Annotated in this window: 21 protein-coding genes; 10 read left to right on the top strand and 11 right to left on the bottom strand. The window is 57.1% G+C overall.

The window, feature by feature from the left end; genetic code table 11:
• Entirely contained in the window at positions 1-606 is a 606-nt protein-coding gene (locus GYN01_RS18810) for a hypothetical protein (RefSeq protein WP_048363190.1), read from the bottom strand.
• A 58-nt stretch (positions 607-664) separates the two neighbouring features.
• Positions 665-1,132 (bottom strand): PAS domain-containing protein, encoded by a 468-nt coding sequence (locus GYN01_RS18805; protein WP_203307602.1) that lies wholly within the window; start codon positions 1,130-1,132, stop codon positions 665-667.
• 225 nt (positions 1,133-1,357) lie between these two features.
• Here GYN01_RS18805 and GYN01_RS18800 point away from each other — a divergent pair, with 225 nt between their 5' ends.
• Positions 1,358-1,813 (top strand): flavodoxin, encoded by a 456-nt coding sequence (locus GYN01_RS18800; protein ID WP_048363192.1) that lies wholly within the window; start codon positions 1,358-1,360, stop codon positions 1,811-1,813.
• Here the strand turns inward: GYN01_RS18800 and GYN01_RS18795 are convergent.
• Positions 1,791-2,690, bottom strand: coding sequence for a LysR family transcriptional regulator (locus GYN01_RS18795; protein ID WP_203307601.1), 900 nt, complete (start codon positions 2,688-2,690; stop codon positions 1,791-1,793). The two genes, GYN01_RS18800 and GYN01_RS18795, sit on opposite strands and share 23 nt — an antisense overlap.
• Before the next feature lie 99 nt (positions 2,691-2,789).
• Between GYN01_RS18795 and GYN01_RS18790 the strand changes: the two genes are divergently transcribed.
• From GYN01_RS18790 to GYN01_RS18775, 4 genes are all read left to right on the top strand, one after another.
• Positions 2,790-3,176: a CidA/LrgA family protein gene (locus GYN01_RS18790; protein WP_048363194.1), complete on the top strand. Its 387-nt coding sequence runs from the start codon at positions 2,790-2,792 to the stop codon at positions 3,174-3,176.
• Positions 3,166-3,852, top strand: a complete 687-nt coding sequence (locus GYN01_RS18785; RefSeq protein WP_048363195.1) for an LrgB family protein — start codon at positions 3,166-3,168, stop codon at positions 3,850-3,852. Before GYN01_RS18790 ends, GYN01_RS18785 begins: the two co-directional genes overlap by 11 nt.
• A 492-nt stretch (positions 3,853-4,344) precedes the next feature.
• Complete coding sequence (locus GYN01_RS18780) at positions 4,345-4,719, top strand: hypothetical protein (RefSeq protein WP_048363196.1); 375 nt, start codon at positions 4,345-4,347, stop codon at positions 4,717-4,719.
• A 106-nt stretch (positions 4,720-4,825) separates the two neighbouring features.
• A complete protein-coding gene (locus GYN01_RS18775) occupies positions 4,826-5,185 on the top strand; it encodes a hypothetical protein (protein ID WP_048363197.1) in 360 nt (119 codons plus the stop codon).
• A 12-nt stretch (positions 5,186-5,197) separates the two neighbouring features.
• Here the strand turns inward: GYN01_RS18775 and GYN01_RS18770 are convergent, their stop codons facing one another.
• The gene (locus GYN01_RS18770) at positions 5,198-5,992 is read right to left on the bottom strand and encodes an IclR family transcriptional regulator (RefSeq protein ID WP_048363198.1); all 795 of its coding nucleotides are present in this window, start codon (positions 5,990-5,992) and stop codon (positions 5,198-5,200) included.
• Positions 5,993-6,156: 164 nt separating this feature from the next.
• On the opposite strand from GYN01_RS18770, the gene hmgA reads away from it, so the two are divergent.
• The 4 genes from hmgA to GYN01_RS18750 all read left to right on the top strand — a co-directional run bounded on the left by hmgA (position 6,157) and on the right by GYN01_RS18750 (position 10,659).
• Positions 6,157-7,461 (top strand): homogentisate 1,2-dioxygenase, encoded by a 1,305-nt coding sequence (hmgA, locus tag GYN01_RS18765; RefSeq protein WP_048400174.1) that lies wholly within the window; start codon positions 6,157-6,159, stop codon positions 7,459-7,461.
• Positions 7,462-7,463: 2 nt separating this feature from the next.
• Positions 7,464-8,768, top strand: coding sequence for a fumarylacetoacetase (gene fahA / locus GYN01_RS18760; protein ID WP_048400172.1), 1,305 nt, complete (start codon positions 7,464-7,466; stop codon positions 8,766-8,768).
• A gap of 12 nt (positions 8,769-8,780) precedes the next feature.
• Positions 8,781-9,419 (top strand): maleylacetoacetate isomerase, encoded by a 639-nt coding sequence (gene maiA / locus GYN01_RS18755; protein WP_203307600.1) that lies wholly within the window; start codon positions 8,781-8,783, stop codon positions 9,417-9,419.
• A 217-nt stretch (positions 9,420-9,636) separates the two neighbouring features.
• Complete coding sequence (locus tag GYN01_RS18750) at positions 9,637-10,659, top strand: Glu/Leu/Phe/Val dehydrogenase family protein (protein ID WP_203307599.1); 1,023 nt, start codon at positions 9,637-9,639, stop codon at positions 10,657-10,659.
• An 85-nt stretch (positions 10,660-10,744) separates the two neighbouring features.
• Here the strand turns inward: GYN01_RS18750 and GYN01_RS18745 are convergent, their stop codons facing one another.
• The 3 genes from GYN01_RS18745 to GYN01_RS18735 form a co-directional block, all read right to left on the bottom strand.
• On the bottom strand, positions 10,745-11,170 hold the full coding sequence (locus tag GYN01_RS18745; protein ID WP_048400170.1) for a MerR family transcriptional regulator: 426 nt from the start codon (positions 11,168-11,170) through the stop codon (positions 10,745-10,747).
• A 36-nt stretch (positions 11,171-11,206) separates the two neighbouring features.
• Positions 11,207-11,782, bottom strand: coding sequence for an NAD(P)H-dependent oxidoreductase (locus GYN01_RS18740; protein WP_203307598.1), 576 nt, complete (start codon positions 11,780-11,782; stop codon positions 11,207-11,209).
• Positions 11,783-11,860: 78 nt separating this feature from the next.
• Positions 11,861-12,118 (bottom strand): YebG family protein, encoded by a 258-nt coding sequence (locus GYN01_RS18735; RefSeq protein ID WP_048363204.1) that lies wholly within the window; start codon positions 12,116-12,118, stop codon positions 11,861-11,863.
• Positions 12,119-12,375: 257 nt separating this feature from the next.
• Between GYN01_RS18735 and GYN01_RS18730 the strand changes: the two genes are divergently transcribed.
• A complete protein-coding gene (locus GYN01_RS18730; protein ID WP_048363205.1) occupies positions 12,376-12,876 on the top strand; it encodes a phosphate-starvation-inducible protein PsiE in 501 nt (166 codons plus the stop codon).
• Positions 12,877-12,953: 77 nt separating this feature from the next.
• Here the strand turns inward: GYN01_RS18730 and GYN01_RS18725 are convergent, their stop codons facing one another.
• From GYN01_RS18725 to GYN01_RS18710, 4 genes are all read right to left on the bottom strand, one after another.
• Complete coding sequence (locus GYN01_RS18725; protein WP_059761921.1) at positions 12,954-13,382, bottom strand: HPF/RaiA family ribosome-associated protein; 429 nt, start codon at positions 13,380-13,382, stop codon at positions 12,954-12,956.
• 203 nt (positions 13,383-13,585) lie between these two features.
• Positions 13,586-15,922 carry a TonB-dependent Fe(3+) dicitrate receptor FecA gene (fecA, locus tag GYN01_RS18720; RefSeq protein ID WP_203307597.1) on the bottom strand — a complete coding sequence of 779 codons (2,337 nt, stop codon included), beginning with the start codon at positions 15,920-15,922 and terminating at the stop codon, positions 13,586-13,588.
• Between the two features lie 110 nt (positions 15,923-16,032).
• The gene (locus tag GYN01_RS22855) at positions 16,033-16,998 is read right to left on the bottom strand and encodes a FecR domain-containing protein (protein WP_048363208.1); all 966 of its coding nucleotides are present in this window, start codon (positions 16,996-16,998) and stop codon (positions 16,033-16,035) included.
• A complete protein-coding gene (locus GYN01_RS18710) occupies positions 16,995-17,483 on the bottom strand; it encodes a sigma-70 family RNA polymerase sigma factor (protein WP_048363209.1) in 489 nt (162 codons plus the stop codon). Before GYN01_RS18710 ends, GYN01_RS22855 begins: the two co-directional genes overlap by 4 nt.
• Positions 17,484-17,662: the final 179 nt, after the last annotated feature.

The raw sequence follows: 17,662 nt of genomic DNA, 5'->3' as shown, positions 1-17,662 counted from the left end.
CTAAACGTGCAGCGCGGGGTGGGCCAGGCGGTGTTGTTGCAGGATGAACTGGCGCAAGCGTTCGGTTTCGCCCTGGTCGCGTTGACTTAACCGATAGGCGTACAGGCCCAGTTCGGTTTGGCGTTCGAGCGTGCCGTGCACCGCAATGCGTTCATAGCCGGTGGGGCTGAACCACTGAGCGAACTGGCGCGGAGGGCGGGTGTCGTTGCGTACCTTGATCAACAAACCCTTGAACGACACTTCAGTGACCCACAAGTGGCCGCTGCGCCCGCGCACATTTTCCAGGGCTACCGGTTCGGGCAGTGTCAAACGCCACGGGCGCACCATCGGCCCGTCTTCAAAAATGCTCGGCGCGCCCAATTGCAGATGTTGGGCATGAAATTCGTCTTCAACCAAACGCAGCGGAAAGCTCATTTGCTGATTAGCGAATTGAGCCTGAATCGTGACTTGCTCATGGGCGGCCAGGCGGGTCAGCAGATCGCGTATTTGCGACACCCCATTTACCAGCAGACTCGACGAAGCATCCCGCTGATTAAGCAGCGGGTTTTGATGCATGGTCTGGATAAAATCCAACTCGTCTTGAGTCAGAAGGGCATCGTGCGACATGGTGTAACTCGGTTTTTGGCAGATGAAAGTCGTAACTGTTTACAACAGACCATCATTTTTACGTTTTGTTGAGGCCGCTCGTCGCCTTGAGTGTTTGCAGCTCTGCGGTCAGGGCCGCCAGCTGGGCTTCTAGCTGCGCCACTCGTTGTTCTGCTTTGACCTGTTGGCTGACATCTTTTTGCACGCCAATAAAATACGTCAGTTGATCGCTTTCATTGAACACCGGGGTAATCGACAGTTCGTTCCAGAAATGCGTGCCATCCTTGCGATAGTTACGCAGCCGCTGGCGGGTCGGTTGACCGCTGGCGACCGCTTCGCGGATCAATTGCAGTGCGTGTTGATCGCGATCGCCTGCCTGCAAAAAGCGGCAATCCTGGTACAGAATTTCGTCACGGCTATAACCAGTGAGGGTTTCGAAAGCGCTGTTCGCGTAAATCAGAATGGTGTCATCACCTTCCCGCTCGGCGACCACGATGCCGTCCTGGGATGCGTCGACCATGCGTTGCAGCAAGCGTGCGTTGATCATTGAACCGCTCTTCTGAAAGTGGGGAATCCTTTACGGATGCATGTTTTTGACTGACGGCAAGCGCGACCTCGCCAAACGGACGATAAACCAGTGATTGATCGCCAGATTGTCGCCAGCGGTGTTCTGCATTCTAAGACATCGGTGATAGCTGTCCACGTGCCATCACCGAAACGCCGTCTCACCTGTTAATATCCCGGCCTTTTAGTCAGTAACAGGATCAGATTGATGAAAGTCGCCATCCTATGTGGCTCGGTGTACGGCACCGCAGAAGAAGTTGCTCGTAATGCCAGGCAACTGCTGACGGATGCCGGGTTTGAAGTCTTGCTTAACCCGCGTGCAACCTTGGCCGATGTTCAAGCATTTGCCCCCGATGCCTTTTTGGCGGTCACCTCGACCACGGGTATGGGTGAGTTGCCGGACAACCTGATGCCGCTTTACAGCCAGATCCGCGATCAGCTACCGGCGCCCTGGCGTGGCTTGCCGGGTGCGGTCATCGCGCTGGGCGACGCAAGCTACGGCGACACGTACTGCGGCGGCGGCGAACAGATGCGCGAGCTATTTACCGAACTGGGCGTGCAGGAGGTGCTATCCATGCTGCGCCTGGATGCCAGCGAAACTGTAACGCCTGAAATTGACAGTGAGCCTTGGCTTGTTGATTTCATCCGAGTGCTGAAGCTTTAACCGGCCGCTCGCGCAACAACTCCTGCCAGGCGTGAGCGGCACGCGACAGATACGCGCCCTCGCGCCAGATAAAGGCGATGTCCCAGCGCAGATCATCCGGCGCAATGAGTTTTAGCCTCACCACGCCGGGGCGCACCAGCCCGCGCGCGACGACGCTGGGCAACAATACGACGCCTTGGCCGGCTGCCACCAGCGCCACCAAAAAATCAGATTGCCCGCTGCGACCACCTTCCTTGGGGGTAAAGCCCATTTGCTGGCAAGCCTGGAGCAAACGATCATTGAGTACGAAACTGCGCTGATACAGCAGAAACGGTGTTTCAGCCAACTGCTCCAGTCGCACACTGCCATCTTCTGCCAGTGGATGATCGATGGGCAGTAAGGCATCCAGCGGTTCATCGCAAAACGGTTGGTAGGCAAAGGCCGGATTGTTGGGCGTCAAACTGCCACCTATCTCCAGCTCGCCGCTTAACACCGCTTGCTCGACCACCAGGCTACCGCCTTCGAGCAATTGCACCTGAATGTTGGGGTAGCGTCGGCGGTATTCGGCAAACAGCCCGGCGAACAGCGCATCACTGCCCAATAGCGGCAGGCCCAGACGCAATTCGCCCCGCGTCAAATGACTCAAGTCATCGAGTTCACTCAACAACTCTTTTTGCAAACGCAACATGCCTTCTGCCCGTTGCAGCACCACATTGCCCGCTGCGGTCAGCCGTACATGTGAGCCCAAACGGTCAAACACAGGCGTGCCCAGGCTTTGTTCGAGCTGAGCCACTTGTTTGCTCACCGCCGATTGACTGATATGCAAGGTGTGCGCGGCCTGGGTGAACCCACCGAGGCGGGCGACTTCAACGAAGGTACGAAGTTGTTTGAATTCCATTGAATGAATTCCATTTTGGAATGACTGCCAGTCTAACAATTCGTTTTCGAGATGGAAGAGGGGTCTTTACACTGAAGGCCTGTCTGGGATGGAAACAAAATGAAACGCTTCGATGTAAAACGCTTGGGTCGACTGGTCACTGAAATCGTTGTTCTGCTGGCCATCTATTTTGCCGGGTGTCAGATTGCCAGCGGCTTGCAGCTACCCATACCGGGTGGCGTGGTGGGCATGGCGCTGTTGCTGCTGGCTTTCGCGTTGGGCTGGGTCAAGCCTGCGGCGTTGCAGCTGGGAGCGGGCGTGCTGATGGCCGAAATGCTGCTGTTTTTTATTCCGGCCCTGATGAGCCTGCTCGACTACGGCATATTGGTGCGTGATGAAGGCTGGCGCATTTTGCTGGTGATTGGTGTCAGTACGTTGCTGGTGATGGTGGTGACGGCGTTTACCGTGGAAGCGGTGTGCCGCTGGAGGTTACGCCATGAAGTTTGAATGGATGCCGATGTTCTGGTTGCTCTTCACACTTGCCACCTATGGCCTGAGCCGCTGGTTATACCGGCGCACGGGTCGCTATCTGTTGTCCCCGTTGATTCTGGTGCCCGCTTTACTGCTCGCGGTGGCTGTACCGCTGCACACCGCGTACGCCGAATACTCCAGCAACACCCATTGGTTGATGCTGGTATTGGGCCCGGTAACCGTGGCGTTTGCGGTGCCTATCTGGCAGCAGCGTAAATTGCTGGCCAAACATTGGGTGGCGCTGTTGATGGGCATGTTGGCGGGCAGTGCTGTGTCCATTGGCAGTTCATTCTGGCTGGCCAAGGCGCTGTCGCTAGACACCTCGCTGACCCTGTCGCTGGTGCCGCGCTCCATCACCACGCCGTTTGCCATGCCGCTGGCGCAGGACTTGGGTGGCATCCCAGAACTGACGGCGGTGTTCGTGATGTTTACTGGTGTGTTTGGTGCGCTGCTAGGCGGCGTGTTGCTCAAATGGCTACCGTTGCGCAGCAGCCTGGCGCGGGGCGCTTTATTTGGTATCGGGGCGCACGGTGCAGGTGTCAGTCGTGCTCGTGAGGTGGGCAGCGAAGAAGGCTCTGTTGCGGGGCTGGTGATGGTGCTCACAGGTATTCTCAACCTGTTTGCCGCCCCGTTACTGGCGATGCTGCTGTAGCACCGCCGACCGTGGCGTGTGTCGGCACTCGCGATGCATTCGCCTTAAATCGCGCGCATAAAAAAGGCCGCTGTAAATACAGCGGCCAAGGAAGACGTTCGATCAAGGAGCTACAAATCAACGTCAGGGTGAACCCGGTTGCTTCTTGGCCTGTCAGGGCCAAGTGCTGAATAAAACCGACGCAGGCATGCGCACTCGTCAGTCGGGACGCTTAAGGCATGTGCCTGAAACGTGCGACAAGAATAAAGTCTGGTTGTTAATGGAGTAAGCCCACTTCAAGACAATCTCTGTTACAGCTTTGGCAATAGTGAAATCCTCTCTCAACCTCTCTGGCTCAGGCTTCGTGGGGCTCTTTGCGTGTGAGCGAAACGATAAATATGCAGTGCGCCGTTTAATCGTGAGCGGCGCTTAATACGTCATCGAAAAATTTCTGTCTGCACAACGACTTCAGCATGAGGCTGGATGGCAGACCGCATAAAAAGGAGTTTTACCTTGAACAAGACAGAAGAACATATCCATTCCACAGGGGCATTCGCTCTCAAACCAAGCCCTGAAATTGATGCACGTGTGCGCGAGTTCTTGAACCAGCAACTGGCGCAATATGAAGCGGACAGCCAGCGTCTTTTCATTACCACGGTTCATAGCGCCGTTAATCCTGTGGTGACGTTTAGTCAGGACCTGAATGCGTTGGGTAACGACACGCTGGAGTGGGGCGAGGTGCAGTCACACGATAGTGAGGTGACCGGTTGCTTTTCCGAACATGGGCGCTATGAAGAAACGCTTCGCGTGAGCCGTCCCTCAATTCGTGAGGTTGAAGGCCTCATGCAAAAACTTCTGGACCATGCCAAGGCTGACTGGAGCAACTGATCCAGTGGCCTTTGTAACCCTCACCGGCATCCCGCTACTTTGGGGCGAATCGATCCCCGTAACAAAAGAGGTAAGGCCGGCACACGGTAATAACAGGAATTACACCATGAATATTTTGAACGATGCTCCAACAGATCCACGCGTATCAGGTTTGTTATACGAACGAGTGCGGGTATTTCTGAATAAAAAACTCGAACCGTTTGCGCTTAACAGTGCAGACGTTTACATCAACACAGTGGACGACCCGATCAATCAAAGACTGGTTTCCAGCCAGTCTCTTTACGAAGAGGCTATTGATTCACTGGAGCGTGGCAGCGAGCCTACGTACGTTCAGGGAATTACGTACGTGTTTTCCCTGCCGTGGACGTTTGAGCAGGCGTATAGCCTGCGCAAACCATCACTGGATGATGTCGAGAAAATAATGCGCAGCCTGCTGGATGAGGCCAAACACCAGTGGCGCGTTTAATACCCGTGGGGGTTAGCCGGGTTGATAGCCCATTCGCCAACTGATGGCTCGACTGGTCGCGAGTACAAGCTTGGCTGCTGGCCCATTTTCATCGGCATGGAACACCGACGTGGGGCCGACAACGGTGAGCACCCCGGCCACTTTACCGGTGGCATCAAAGACCGGCGCCGATAACGCATCGACGCCGGGCATCAACAGGCCGTGTACAAAATGCAGGCCGCGTTCTCGTATTTCATTGCACAACTGCACGTAGGTTTCAGCTGATTGCAAAGGATGAACCGGCTCGGCATTAAACGCCTGCTCGCGCAACTCTGCGGTTTCACGGTCGGGCAAGTACGCATTGAATACCAGGCCCGTAGACGAACTCAACAACGGCAGCACCGACCCCAATTGTGTTACCACGGTCACTGCGCGTACGGCTGGCTCAATGTGAACCACGGTTGCGCCCTGATTGCCCCACACCGCCAAAAAGCAGGTTTCATTCAAATCATCGCGTAGCTGCGAGAGCGGTAAGGCCGCGACTTTCACCACATCCATGCTATTGAGCGCTGCCAGGCCCACGCGCAACGCTTCGCGGCCCAGACCGTAATGGTTGGTGGCGGCATTCTGTTCCGCAAACCCGCTGGCAATCAGCGCCTGCAAATAGCGATGCACTTTGCTTGCAGGCATGTGTACGTGCTCGGCCAGGCGCGACAGCGAGGTGGCGGGCGACAGTTCGGCCAATGCTTTGAGAATGTCCGTACCAACCTCGGCAGAACGTACTTTTTGCTTGCCAGAACTGTCGGTGCTTTTGAGGGGCTTTTCCATGGTGTCGCTTACATCTCGGGATCAATGGGCGTCTTTATAGCTTGACGCTTAATACCAATCAAATTACGTTATGCGTAATCAGATTACGATAAAAATAACGCAGCGGTGCGCACGCAGATTCAGAGCAGGGCGCAGTCACCTGCATTCTCCACGCTGGAGGCTCCATGAACCTCGACTCGCCTATGTCAGCCCTTGATTATCAATCCGGGTTTGGCAACGAATTCAGTAGCGAAGCACTGCCCGGTGCGCTACCTGTCGGTCAAAACTCCCCGCAAAAAGCCCCTTATGGCCTGTACGCCGAATTGTTATCGGGTACTGCGTTTACCATGACCCGCAGTGAGGCCCGTCGCACCTGGATGTACCGCATTCAGCCGTCGGCCAATCACCCGGCGTTTGAAAAACTTGAGCGGCAATTGACCGGTGGCTCACTGGGCCAAGTCACACCGAACCGTCTGCGTTGGAATCCGCTGCCAATTCCAAGTGAGGCAACGGATTTTGTCGACGGGCTAGTGGGCATGGTCGCTAACAGCAGCGCGCAAAATCCTTCAGGGATCAGCATTTATAACTACTGCGCCAATACGTCGATGCAGCGCATATTTTTCAACGCCGATGGCGAGTTGCTGATCGTGCCTGAGCAAGGGCGGCTGCGTATCGCCACTGAGTTGGGGCGTATGGAACTCGGGCCTTTAGAGATCGCGGTGATCCCGCGTGGCATGAAATTTCGTGTCGAGTTACTCGATGCCCAGGCACGCGGTTATGTGGCCGAGAACCACGGCGCACCCTTGCGCCTGCCGGATCTGGGGCCAATTGGCAGCAATGGTCTGGCCAACCCACGAGACTTTTTGACCCCGGTCGCGCATTACGAAGACCGCCAGCAACCCACCACGCTGGTGCAAAAGTTCCTTGGCGAACTGTGGGGCTGTGAGCTGGATCATTCGCCGTTGAACGTGGTCGCATGGCATGGCAACAACGTGCCGTACCTCTATGACCTGCGTCGTTTTAACACCATTGGGACGGTCAGTTTTGACCATCCTGACCCTTCCATTTTTACGGTGTTGACCTCGCCCACCAGCGTTCCCGGCCTGGCCAACCTCGACTTCGTGATTTTCCCGCCACGCTGGATGGTGGCTGAAAAAACCTTCCGCCCGCCCTGGTTTCACCGCAACTTGATGAACGAGTTCATGGGGCTGATTCAGGGCAACTACGACGCCAAGGCCGAAGGCTTTTTGCCAGGCGGCGCTTCGCTGCACAGCTGTATGAGTGCCCACGGCCCGGACGGCGAAACCTGTAGCAAAGCGATTGCGGCCGAGCTGCAACCGAGCAAAATCGACAACACCATGGCCTTCATGTTTGAAACCAGCCAAGTGTTGCGTCCCACCCGGTTTGCCCTCGAATGCCCGCAACTGCAACCCCATTACGACGCGTGCTGGGCTTCCTTGCCTGCCACCTTCACCCCGAATCGGAGATAAGCATGACCCAGTCCACTCTCACCCGTAGCTGGATCGCCTCTGCCAACGGCCATACCGATTTCCCTTTGCATAACCTGCCTATGGGCGTGTTCAGCCTCGACGGTTCGCTGCCGCGCAGCGGCGTCGCGATTGGCGACCACATCTTCGACCTGGAAGCGGCGCTGGCGGCGGGGCTGTTTGAAGGTCAGGCCAAGGTCGCTGTAGAAGCCACCCTCGGCGGTACGTTGAATACTTACTTTGCTTTGGGGCGCAGTGCCCGCGTTGCCTTGCGCGAGCGCTTGATCGAACTGCTCAGCGAAGACAGCACACTGCGCGGAAAAATCGAGGCCCAAGGCGCCACACTGCTGCCTTTGGCGGCGGACTGCCAACTGCATCTGCCAGCGAAAATTGGTGATTACACCGATTTTTACGTGGGCATTGAGCATGCAAAAAACGTCGGCAAGCTGTTCCGTCCGGACAACCCGTTGTTGCCCAACTACAAATACGTGCCGATTGGTTATCACGGCCGGGCTTCAACCATTCGCCCTTCAGGTGTTGAGGTACGTCGCCCTAAAGGCCAGACCTTGCCGGCCGGTCAGACCGAGCCGAGCTTTGGCCCGTGCGCCCGGTTGGATTACGAGCTGGAGCTGGGCATCTGGATAGGTCAGGGCAATGAGATGGGCGACAGCATTCCCGTGAGTGAAGCGGGCGAGCACATTGCCGGTTTTTGCCTGCTTAACGACTGGTCGGCACGTGATATTCAGGCGTGGGAATACCAGCCGTTGGGTCCGTTCTTGTCTAAAAGTTTCATCACCACCCTCTCGCCGTGGGTGGTGAGCGCCGAAGCTCTTGCACCGTTTCGGCGTGCGCAGCCGCCACGTCCAGAAGGTGATCCGCAACCGCTGGCGTACCTGCTCGATCCCGAGGATCAAGCCAATGGCGCGCTGGATATCGAACTGGAAGTGTTGCTGTTGACCCAAGCCATGCGTGAGCAACAACTGCCCGCGCATCGACTGGGGTTGAGCAACAGCCTGAACATGTACTGGACGGCCGCTCAACTGGTCACTCACCACAGCGTCAATGGCTGCCAACTGCAAGCCGGTGACTTGTTTGGTTCGGGCACGTTGTCGGGGCCACAGCGTTCGCAGCTGGGCAGCCTGTTGGAAATCACAGAAGGTGGCAAACACCCGGTTGAATTGCCGTCTGGCGAGGTGCGTAAATTCCTCGAAGATGGTGACGAAATCATCCTGCGCGCCCGTTGTGTCCGTGAAGGTTATGCCTCCATCGGCTTCGGCGAATGCCGTGGCACCGTGGTCGCGGCGCGCTAGAAGGAGCGGGTCATGGAACTCTTTACCTACTACCGCTCGACATCTTCCTACAGGGTACGCATCGCGCTGGCGCTCAAGGGGCTGGATTACCAAACGGTTGCGGTCAACCTGATCGCGGCCAATGGGGGTGAACACCGTCAACCGCCGTACCTGGCAATAAACCCGCAAGGCCGTGTACCGGCCTTGCGCACCGACAATGGCGATGTACTGACCCAATCACCGGCCATCATCGAGTACCTCGAAGAGCAATATCCGCAGGTGCCGTTGTTGTCCAGCGACCTGATAACGCGGGCCCATGAGCGAGCGGTGGCGAGCCTGATCGGCTGCGACATACACCCGCTGCATAACGTCAGTGTCTTGAATCAATTGCGTGCTTTAGGGCAGGACGAGCCGCAGGTGGTGCAGTGGATCAGCCACTGGATCACACAGGGGTTGGCAGCCATCGAGCAATTGATTGGCGACAGTGGTTACTGTTTTGGCCCCCAGCCAGGCCTGGCGGATGTGTATTTGATGCCTCAGTTATATGCGGCCGAACGCTTTAACGCGGTGTTGAGCGCGTATCCGCGAATTTTGCGAGTGGCGCGGTTGGCGCAGGACCACCCGGCATTCATCAAGGCACACCCGGCGCGCCAACCCGACACACCGGGTTGAACGTCGTCAAGATCAAAAGCCTGCCTTGAGCCTGTCCGTTAATCGGGGGGCTACTTCCAAGGGGGCTTTGCCTCTTTAAAAAGCCAAAGCATTCTCTGTCTTTGCGCAGATATGCCCGAAGTAACGAATGCCACTCAGGCTTATGCCTGCGCACTTCAACGACTTTTCAGGCGACGCCTATACTGGCGACTACCTGTCACCGTTCGAGGGCTGGATAATGTCTGCTCTCATGCAAAGTGCTCATGTGGAGTCACTGCACCTCACTGTCGACCCGGTTACGGGTCTAAAAGCCATCATCGCCATTCACAGCAGTCGCCTGGGGCCTGCGCTGGGTGGCTGCCGTTATCTCGCCTATTCCGATGATGAAAGTGCTGTCACAGACGCTGTCCGCCTGGCGCAAGACATGAGTTATAAGGCGGCGCTGGCGGGTTTGGCTGTGGGTGGCGCGAAGGCGGTCATCATGCGCGCGCCGCATGTTGAAAGCCGCGCAGCCTTGTTTGAAGCCTTCGGGCGATGTGTTGAACAGCTCGATGGCCGCTACATCACCGCCATCGACAGCGGTACATCAATGGCCGACATGGACTGCATTGCCCAATACACCCGGCACGTCACCAGCACCACGGCCGCGGGTGATCCTTCGTCCCACGCGGCAATGGGCGTTTTTGCAGGCATCCGCAGCACGGCGTCTTCACGCTTGGGCAGTGACAACCTCGAAGGTCTGCGGGTGGCGATACAGGGTTTGGGCAAGGTGGGATTTGCGCTGGCGCAGCAGTTGCACGCAGCGGGTGCCGAGTTACTGGTCAGCGACACGGACCCCGGTAAGGTGCGGTTGGCGATGGAGCAATTGGGCGCACATCCGGTTGCGCCAGAAGCCTTGCTCAGCACGCCGTGTGACATCCTCGCGCCCTGTGGTTTGGGTGGCGTGCTCAATTGGCACAGCGTGGCGCAACTGCGGTGTTCAGCGGTGGCGGGGTGTGCGAATAACCAGTTGACCAACCTGCAAGTGGCCGACCAACTCGAACGGCGCGGCATTTTGTATGCGCCTGACTATGTGATCAATTCGGGCGGTCTGATTTACATGGCGCTCACCCATCAAGGCGCGCAACCCGAAGCAATCAACCTGCAACTGTTGCGTATCAGTGAGCGTCTGACAGGCATTTATGCCCATGCGCAGGCAGAAAAACGCTCACCGGCGCGAGTGTCGGATGAACTGGCGAAAAAGTTGCTGTACGGCGAGTGATGCGCGGCCGTGTCAGCCTATGACGTCAAACAGCCTCCCCTCACAACCTGCGGTTTCCTCTGTTAATGCGCGCTACACCCGTTGGTCAGCGCGGCAAGTGCTGTGATTGCAGTTCAATCGGCCGTTGCGGGCAACGCGTGTCGTCAGCAAAACCGAGGCTCTGGACCGGGTGTTCTTGGTAAAAGGCTTCAAAGGCTTGCAGCCCCTCATACACGGTTTGCAGTGCTTGTATTTGCTGCATCACGGCCATTTTTTTATCCGCAATGGCCTTGTTTACTACGTCCCACGGTACTGTCTGGTCTGGCTGGTTTTTAAGAATCGCCTGCATTTCTTTAAGCTTGAAGCCCAGTTGTTGCGCGCATTTGATGAAGGTCAGGCGTTCAACGCTGTGCTCGGTGTACACCCTGTAGGCCCCCCGGCGTTGTGGGCGGGGTAATAACCCGATGGCTTCATAGTGACGAATGGTTTTGATGGTGGTGCCCGACAACTGAGCGGCTTTGCCGATGTACATGAAAAATCCCTTTCCAATCGAAGCGCCGGGTATCGCTTAACGCAATGCCAGGGCGCGGGCGTGTTGCAGCCAAGTCTGTCTTTTTGCGGGGGTGGAGTCGAGCAGGGGACCGAACGTCAGGGTCGCAAGTGGTTTGATACCGCAAAACGCCAGCGTGGTTTTGCGAATTTGATTCAGGCCGGGCATTCGATAAACCCACTTGTAGTACCAGGGCGGGGTGTCCATCGTTACCAGCAAATGGGCCGTGCGACCGGTGAGGAGTTTGGCGGGGAAGGGATTGCCTTTTTGGTATTTGAAGGCAAAGCCAGGCAGCAGCACGCGATCAATAAAGCCCTTCAACAGGGCAGGTACACCGCCCCACCAGATGGGGAAAACCAACACCAGGTGCTCGGCCCAGGTGATGTCGGCTTGCGCATTGAGCAGGTCAGGCTCAAGCGGCTGAACCTGTCGATACCCTTCATGCAGCACAGGATCAAAACGCAACGCCCCAAGGCGCAGCACGCGTACCTCGTGGCCTGCGCGTGTAGCCGACGCAACATAACAGTCAGTCAGTGCGCTACAAAAACTGTGGGTAGAAGGGTGGCCCAGAATCACCAGCACTCGCTTGCTCATTAAGACACCAACCACAAAGAGGGTCTTGCAGCGTAGAGCCTGCCCCTAGGGGGAGAGTCAAGCGAGTGCCGTGTGCGATTACTCGCTTGCGACCAGCAACTCGGAGAGTGCGTCGGGTTGACTCTTGAACGCCTTGGCAAACACATCGCGGTTTTTCGCCATGTAGATACCAGCTTCTTCAACTTGCTGCTCGCTCAAGGACGGCACAGCTTTTTGCAACACTTCAGCCAGCAACTCTGCCAGTTCAAGCATTTTGTCATGACGGTCAGCTTCGGCTTTATCCATGAACAAACGCTCCAGATCTCGGCTGCTGCGGTATACCACTTCGACGGCCATTTACCACCTCATATGCCTTCACGATAAGTTGTCTTGCGATTACTGTATTTATATACAGCTAAAAGGATAAGCCAATCGCCAGCATTTGAATAGCGGCTTTTTTACTCTAGCTGCAATTGGCGTGTGAAGCGGGGTACACGACGTGTCTAATAGCGGCCTGCCATCTTCTCATCCGTGGTGCTGGCCTTTTTTCTGCATGCAGAAAGTGTCATGAGCATCGCGGATGATCCGTTTGAGTCGTTTCAAGGAGCTGCATCGTGAAAGTGAATAAAGCCGAAAAGCTACGGCGCCAAGTGCATGAACTGGCTGAGTCGATGGGCAATTTGTTTGTCGAAACCTTCCATTACCTGGCGTTGTTCGCCATTGGTGCGGTCACGGCATGGGCTGCCGTGATGGAATTTCTGGGCATGGTGGAGAAGGGCAATATCTCCATCGATGACATCCTGCTGCTGTTTATCTACCTCGAATTGGGCGCCATGGTCGGGATTTATTTCAAGACCAACCACATGCCGGTGCGCTTCCTGATTTATGTGGCGATCACGGCGTTGACCCGTTTGCTGATTTCCAACGTGTCGCATCACAACCCGCCAGACATGGGTGTGGTGTATTTGACCGGCGCCATTTTGCTGCTGGCCTTTGCGATTCTGGTGGTGCGCTATGCCTCGTCGCAGTTCCCGTCGGTGAAGATCGAAAACCCGCACCGCAAGACCGGTGCTGGCTCCGGGGAGCACCCTGAGGTCGAGAAGGGCGAGCTGTAAACCCGGCACAGCAGTACAAAAAAGGGCGGGACTACCTGAGTAGTCCCGCCCTTTTTTAGTGCGTCTTGCCAGCTGAATCAGCTGATTTTGTCGAGTTCTTTTTCTTTTTCCAAAAACTCTTCTTCGAGCAAGTCGTCAGCGCTTTCTTTTAACTCTTCTTCACCAAACCCTTCAGCGGGCAGTTTCGCCGAAGGTTTGTTTCGCAGTTTGCCAAACAAGTGCTCAAGTGCGTGTTGCAGTTTTTCGGCAGCGCCTTCGACGGCTCGGTCTACGGAGTCGGCGTCTTCAGTGACGATCAGGGGTTGATGGCCTTTTGGGCGCGCTTCCATTTTGCAGCGCTTGTCGTTTGGCCCTGACTTGCCACCATTCTCATCACTCAGGAAAACATCGACACGGGTGATGTCTTCCTCGAAAAGGTCGAGCCTATCTTTAACAGTGGTGTTTACCCACTCCTCCAGTCGAACGTCATTTTTGATGTGTTTATCGCAATGGACCTGGATTTGCATAGTGCTTCCCTTATTTCAGCGTGCTCGTGTGAGGTCTGACGGCCTTGAGTGGACAAAGGTTCATCGTCATTGCTCAGTCACAGTGTTTGAGCCGATGGACAAATATTTCAAGCTCTATTTTCAGGAAAGATCATATGCCGTGACCGGCGTCAGTCTTCGGTTTGTAGGAAAGGCCCGTGGGTGTGGGCCTTTGCCGATTTATATCAAAATGCGACAGATGTCTGCACGTACACCGTGCGCGGCTCCCCCACGTATTTGCCCTTGTTGTTGTCGTCAAACGAGCGGGTGAAGTATTCGTGATTCAAGATGTTTTTAACCCCGACCGCGACGTTCAGGTCCGACAATTGATGCCCGAAGTCATAGCCCACGCGGCTGTTGAACAGCATGTAGCCGGGGATCTTTCCGGTGCTGCCGTCAGCACTTTCTTTACGGGTATTGGCGTTGTCAGCGAACTGGTCGGTCTGGTAGCTGCTGTCGAGGTTGGCTTTCCATTGGCCCTGGGTGTAGCCGATACCCAATGTGCCTTTGTTTTTGGAGGAGAACGGCACACGATTGCCCTTGTTCGGGCCGTCTTCGCGGATGGTCGCGTCGACATAAGCGTAGGTGGCATACACGTCAAACCCTGCCAGCGCCGGGGTCAGGCCGTCCAGTGCGTAGTTCACACTGGCCTCGATGCCCTGGTGACGGGTTTTGCCGCGGGCGATCACCGTGTCGGTGGTCTGGTTGCTGTCGTATTGGTTGTTGAAGTTGATGAGAAACGCGCCGATCTCCGCCCGCAGGTTGCCATTGTCGTAGCGTGTGCCCAGCTCCCACGTGCGGGCTTTTTCTGGCTTGACTTCGCCGCCGCTGACCCGGTTCGGCATTTGGCTGTATTGCACGCTGCCGAACGAACTTTCGGTATTGGCGTAGATATTCCAGCTGTCTGTCACGTGGTACAGCACATTCAAGGCAGGCAGCGGGGTGTTGTAGTCACCTTTGTATTTAACGTGGGTCAGCAGGTTGGTTTGCTCTTGCTCAATCATTTCGTAGCGAATGCCGGGGGTGAATGTCCACTGACCGATGTCGATCTTGTCATCGATAAAGAACGCATGGGCTTCGGTGGCGCCACGGGTGTCGCGGTCGTTGCTGCTGCTGGTGGTCGGTAACTGGTTGGCCGCAATCGGAGTGCGATAGCGCAACTCGTGACCGGCCTCACTGATATAGCGATACCCCACGCCGACTTCATGGGCCGTGTTGCCCAGATCAAAGCCTTGGGAGAAGCGAGTTTCAATGCCGCGCACCCAATATTCGCGGGGTGACAAGGACAGGAATGAACCCTGATCCAGATAGCCGCTGCGCAGGGTTTTGGTGAAGAAGCTGTTGACCGTGAATTCGCGGCGATCGTGCTGATAGCGATAACCGAAATTGACCAGCGTGCGACGGCCCCAGAATTTGTCGTTCGGGCGTGTCGACTGATACGGGTCTGCCTTGTAGGCCGCTGTACTCAGGCCGCCCGGCATATCGGCTTCGCCGTCGTAGTATTGCGCCATCGCGTGCAGGCTGTTGGCGTCATCGATTTGGTAGTTGCCTTTGAGGATCAAGTCATCGATGCGCGTGTCGCTGTGTTCGCGCCAGTCGCCGCCGCGTGTGCCGGAATACAGCAATGCACCACCCAGCCCGTTGTCGGCCGTGCCGCCGGCCAGCAGGTTGCCGGTGGTCTTGAAACCGTCATGGCTGGAAGACGGGCTGGTCTCGGTCTGGAAACCGGCCTTGACCGTCGGCTCGTCGGGAATGGCGCGAGTCACGAAGTTGACGATGCCGCCTACGTTCTGCGGGCCATAGCGCACCGCGCCGCCACCGCGCACCACGTCGACGGCGTCCATGTTGCCCATGCTCACGGGCGCAAACGACAGTTGTGGCTGGCCATACGGGGCGAACGGCACCGGGATGCCGTCCATCAGCACCGTGGAGCGGGTGGCCAGGCGCGGGTTGAGGCCACGAATGCCAAAGTTCATGGCCATGTCATGGCTGCCAGTGCCGTTGTTTTCCGGGGCGTTGACGCCGGGGATGCGGTTCAGCACCTCACGGGCCGAGGTGGCGCCCTGGCGCTCGAAGTCTTCGCGGCGGATCACGTCACGTGCACCGGGGTGTTCGAACACGTCCGTCTGTGCGGCGTCACCCAACCAGTCGCCGACCACACTGGAGGCGCCCAACTCAATGCTGGCCGCAGCGCTGGCGCGGGTCACCGGTTGCAGGCTGAACGCGCCTTGGCCCTCAGCGCGGGCTTGCAGGCCAGTGCCTTCGAGCAAGGCTTGCAAGCCTTGCTCCGGGCTGTAGTTGCCTTCCAGGCCACGGCTCTGAATGCCACTGGCGGTGGACGAACCAAATGAGATCAGCACCCCGGCTTCGCGACCAAACTGGTTCAAGGCCGCTTCCAGTGAGGTGGGCGCGATGTGATAGGCCCTGGCCTCGGCAAACGCCATGGGTAAGGCACCCAGAGTGAGACTGGCACCTAACACTAAACGGGCCAGGCAGGTGAGACGCGAAGGCTGAACGGGCATGAAGTGGTCCTGAGAAGATGAGAATCGAAGTGGCTTACCTTCTCTGTCACGCCAGAGTTGAAATCAGCTCAACCGCGCAAAAATAAATCGCACCGTGCGCCAATGAGGGGCTAAACGTTGGATTCAACCGTGACCCAATAGCGGGTAAAGCGCCTGACCCGTACCGGCAGGCTGAGGGGCAACACATCGAGCACGCGCTCGGTATCGTCAATCGGGTAAGTGCCGGAGATCAGCAGGTTGGCGACTTTAGGGTCGCAGTTGAGCTGACCACGACGGTAGCGCCCCAGCTCGGCGAGAAAGTCGCCTAAACGCATATGCGCGGCCACCAGCATGCCGTCGACCCAGGCGCCACTGCCTGCATCCAGTGCGTGCGTCGCATTCCACGCCTTTGCGGTGAAACTCACTTGCTGGCGAGCCTCGACCACCAGCGCACCGCCGCTGTGCGCCACAGGCGATAGTGTTACCTGCCCTGCAAAGACCGCCAATTGAGTGTGGTCACGCAACTGGCGCACATTGAATCGCGCGCCTTGGGGCTGTAAAAGACCGTGCGCGGTCACAACCTGCAACGGGCGCGGATCGTCAGCCACGGTCAGTTGCATCTCGCCTTCAAGCAAACGAATCAGCCGCTGTTGTGCGTCAAAGGTCACGTCCACCGCGCTGGCGGTGTTGAGCTGGATCTGGCTGCCATCCTGCAACGTCACCGTGCGGCGTTGACCCACCGGGCTACTGTAATCGGCCAACAGAGGCGTGATGGGCAGTTGTTGGCGCAGGCCATAAGTCACGGCCGAGCCTGCCCCCACTAGCAGCAACACCTTGAGGGCTTGGCGCCGAGTGTTGCTTTTAGGCGCGTTCAGGGCGGCGTGGGCGAGGGGCGAATGCAACCCGCGCAGGCGCTGATTGACCCGTTGAATGTGATCCCACGCACGCTGATGTTCGCTGTGAGCGTCTAGCCAGTGCTCCCACGCCTGCTGACGACGCGGGCTGAGTGCACCGCCCTGCATTTCGACCAGCCAGCTCACCGCTTGCTCAGCCACCTGCGGCGCGATATCCGGGGGATTGTTGAATGTGCCGTTCATAAAGCGAAATAGCAGCGCAGGGCGGCTTTGTTCAAATGACGTTTGACCGTCGCAATGGAAATGCCCAGTTGCGCGCCGATCTGCGCGTAGCTCAGGCCATCGAGTTGCGCCAGCAAAAACGCGCGTTTGACCGGGGAGGGCAGGCCGTCGAGCAATTGGTCCAGCGCCACCAGGGTTTGCAGGATGATTGCGCGTTCTTCTTCACTCGGCGCGACGGCTTCGGGGAGATCGGCCAGGGCTTGCAGGTAGGCGCGCTCCAGGTCCTGGCGACGGTAGTGATTAAACAGCACGCGCTTGGCGACGGTGGTCAAAAACGCGCGCGGCTCGGTCAGGGTCGGGGTTTCGCGCGCCGTGAGCAGGCGCATGAACGTGTCCTGAGCCAGGTCAGCGGCGCTTTGCGGGCAGCCAAGCTTGCGCCGCAACCAGCCTGTGAGCCAGCTGTGGTGGTCCACATACAGGACCTCAACGTGATTTGACGGCGACAACCAACACTCCGACTGCGCTAAAAACGCTTTAGAGAACAAGAATTGTTCGCATTGTAGGGGTGTGTGATTGCATTGGGCAATCACCCTTGATCAGCAACGTGCGGGCAGGCCGTCATCTGCTTTTGCATATGAGAATATTTATCATTAGTATCGCTTTCCTTTTGAACATCTGCTTGCGA

The organism is Pseudomonas weihenstephanensis, from assembly GCF_016812185.1.
Classification (GTDB): Bacteria; Pseudomonadota; Gammaproteobacteria; order Pseudomonadales; family Pseudomonadaceae; genus Aquipseudomonas; species Aquipseudomonas weihenstephanensis.
The sequence above is the reverse complement of the archived record's forward strand: the minus strand, read 5'-3'. Positions and strand labels throughout refer to the sequence as shown.

Excerpts from the sequence above, each read along its gene's own strand:
- GYN01_RS18810 (WP_048363190.1), bottom strand. The coding sequence starts at position 606 with ATGTCGCACGATGCCCTTCTGACTCAAGACGAGTTGGATTTTATCCAG.
- GYN01_RS18805 (WP_203307602.1), bottom strand. The coding sequence starts at position 1,132 with ATGATCAACGCACGCTTGCTGCAACGCATGGTCGACGCATCCCAGGAC.
- GYN01_RS18750 (WP_203307599.1), top strand. The coding sequence starts at position 9,637 with ATGTCTGCTCTCATGCAAAGTGCTCATGTGGAGTCACTGCACCTCACT.
- GYN01_RS18785 (WP_048363195.1), top strand. The coding sequence starts at position 3,166 with ATGAAGTTTGAATGGATGCCGATGTTCTGGTTGCTCTTCACACTTGCC.
- GYN01_RS18800 (WP_048363192.1), top strand. The coding sequence starts at position 1,358 with ATGAAAGTCGCCATCCTATGTGGCTCGGTGTACGGCACCGCAGAAGAA.
- hmgA (WP_048400174.1), top strand. The coding sequence starts at position 6,157 with ATGAACCTCGACTCGCCTATGTCAGCCCTTGATTATCAATCCGGGTTT.
- fecA (WP_203307597.1), bottom strand. The coding sequence starts at position 15,922 with ATGCCCGTTCAGCCTTCGCGTCTCACCTGCCTGGCCCGTTTAGTGTTA.
- GYN01_RS18775 (WP_048363197.1), top strand. The coding sequence starts at position 4,826 with ATGAATATTTTGAACGATGCTCCAACAGATCCACGCGTATCAGGTTTG.
- GYN01_RS18795 (WP_203307601.1), bottom strand. The coding sequence starts at position 2,690 with ATGGAATTCAAACAACTTCGTACCTTCGTTGAAGTCGCCCGCCTCGGT.
- GYN01_RS18725 (WP_059761921.1), bottom strand. The coding sequence starts at position 13,382 with ATGCAAATCCAGGTCCATTGCGATAAACACATCAAAAATGACGTTCGA.
- GYN01_RS22855 (WP_048363208.1), bottom strand. The coding sequence starts at position 16,998 with ATGAACGGCACATTCAACAATCCCCCGGATATCGCGCCGCAGGTGGCT.
- fahA (WP_048400172.1), top strand. The coding sequence starts at position 7,464 with ATGACCCAGTCCACTCTCACCCGTAGCTGGATCGCCTCTGCCAACGGC.
- GYN01_RS18745 (WP_048400170.1), bottom strand. The coding sequence starts at position 11,170 with ATGTACATCGGCAAAGCCGCTCAGTTGTCGGGCACCACCATCAAAACC.
- GYN01_RS18790 (WP_048363194.1), top strand. The coding sequence starts at position 2,790 with ATGAAACGCTTCGATGTAAAACGCTTGGGTCGACTGGTCACTGAAATC.
- maiA (WP_203307600.1), top strand. The coding sequence starts at position 8,781 with ATGGAACTCTTTACCTACTACCGCTCGACATCTTCCTACAGGGTACGC.
- GYN01_RS18735 (WP_048363204.1), bottom strand. The coding sequence starts at position 12,118 with ATGGCCGTCGAAGTGGTATACCGCAGCAGCCGAGATCTGGAGCGTTTG.
- GYN01_RS18740 (WP_203307598.1), bottom strand. The coding sequence starts at position 11,782 with ATGAGCAAGCGAGTGCTGGTGATTCTGGGCCACCCTTCTACCCACAGT.
- GYN01_RS18770 (WP_048363198.1), bottom strand. The coding sequence starts at position 5,992 with ATGGAAAAGCCCCTCAAAAGCACCGACAGTTCTGGCAAGCAAAAAGTA.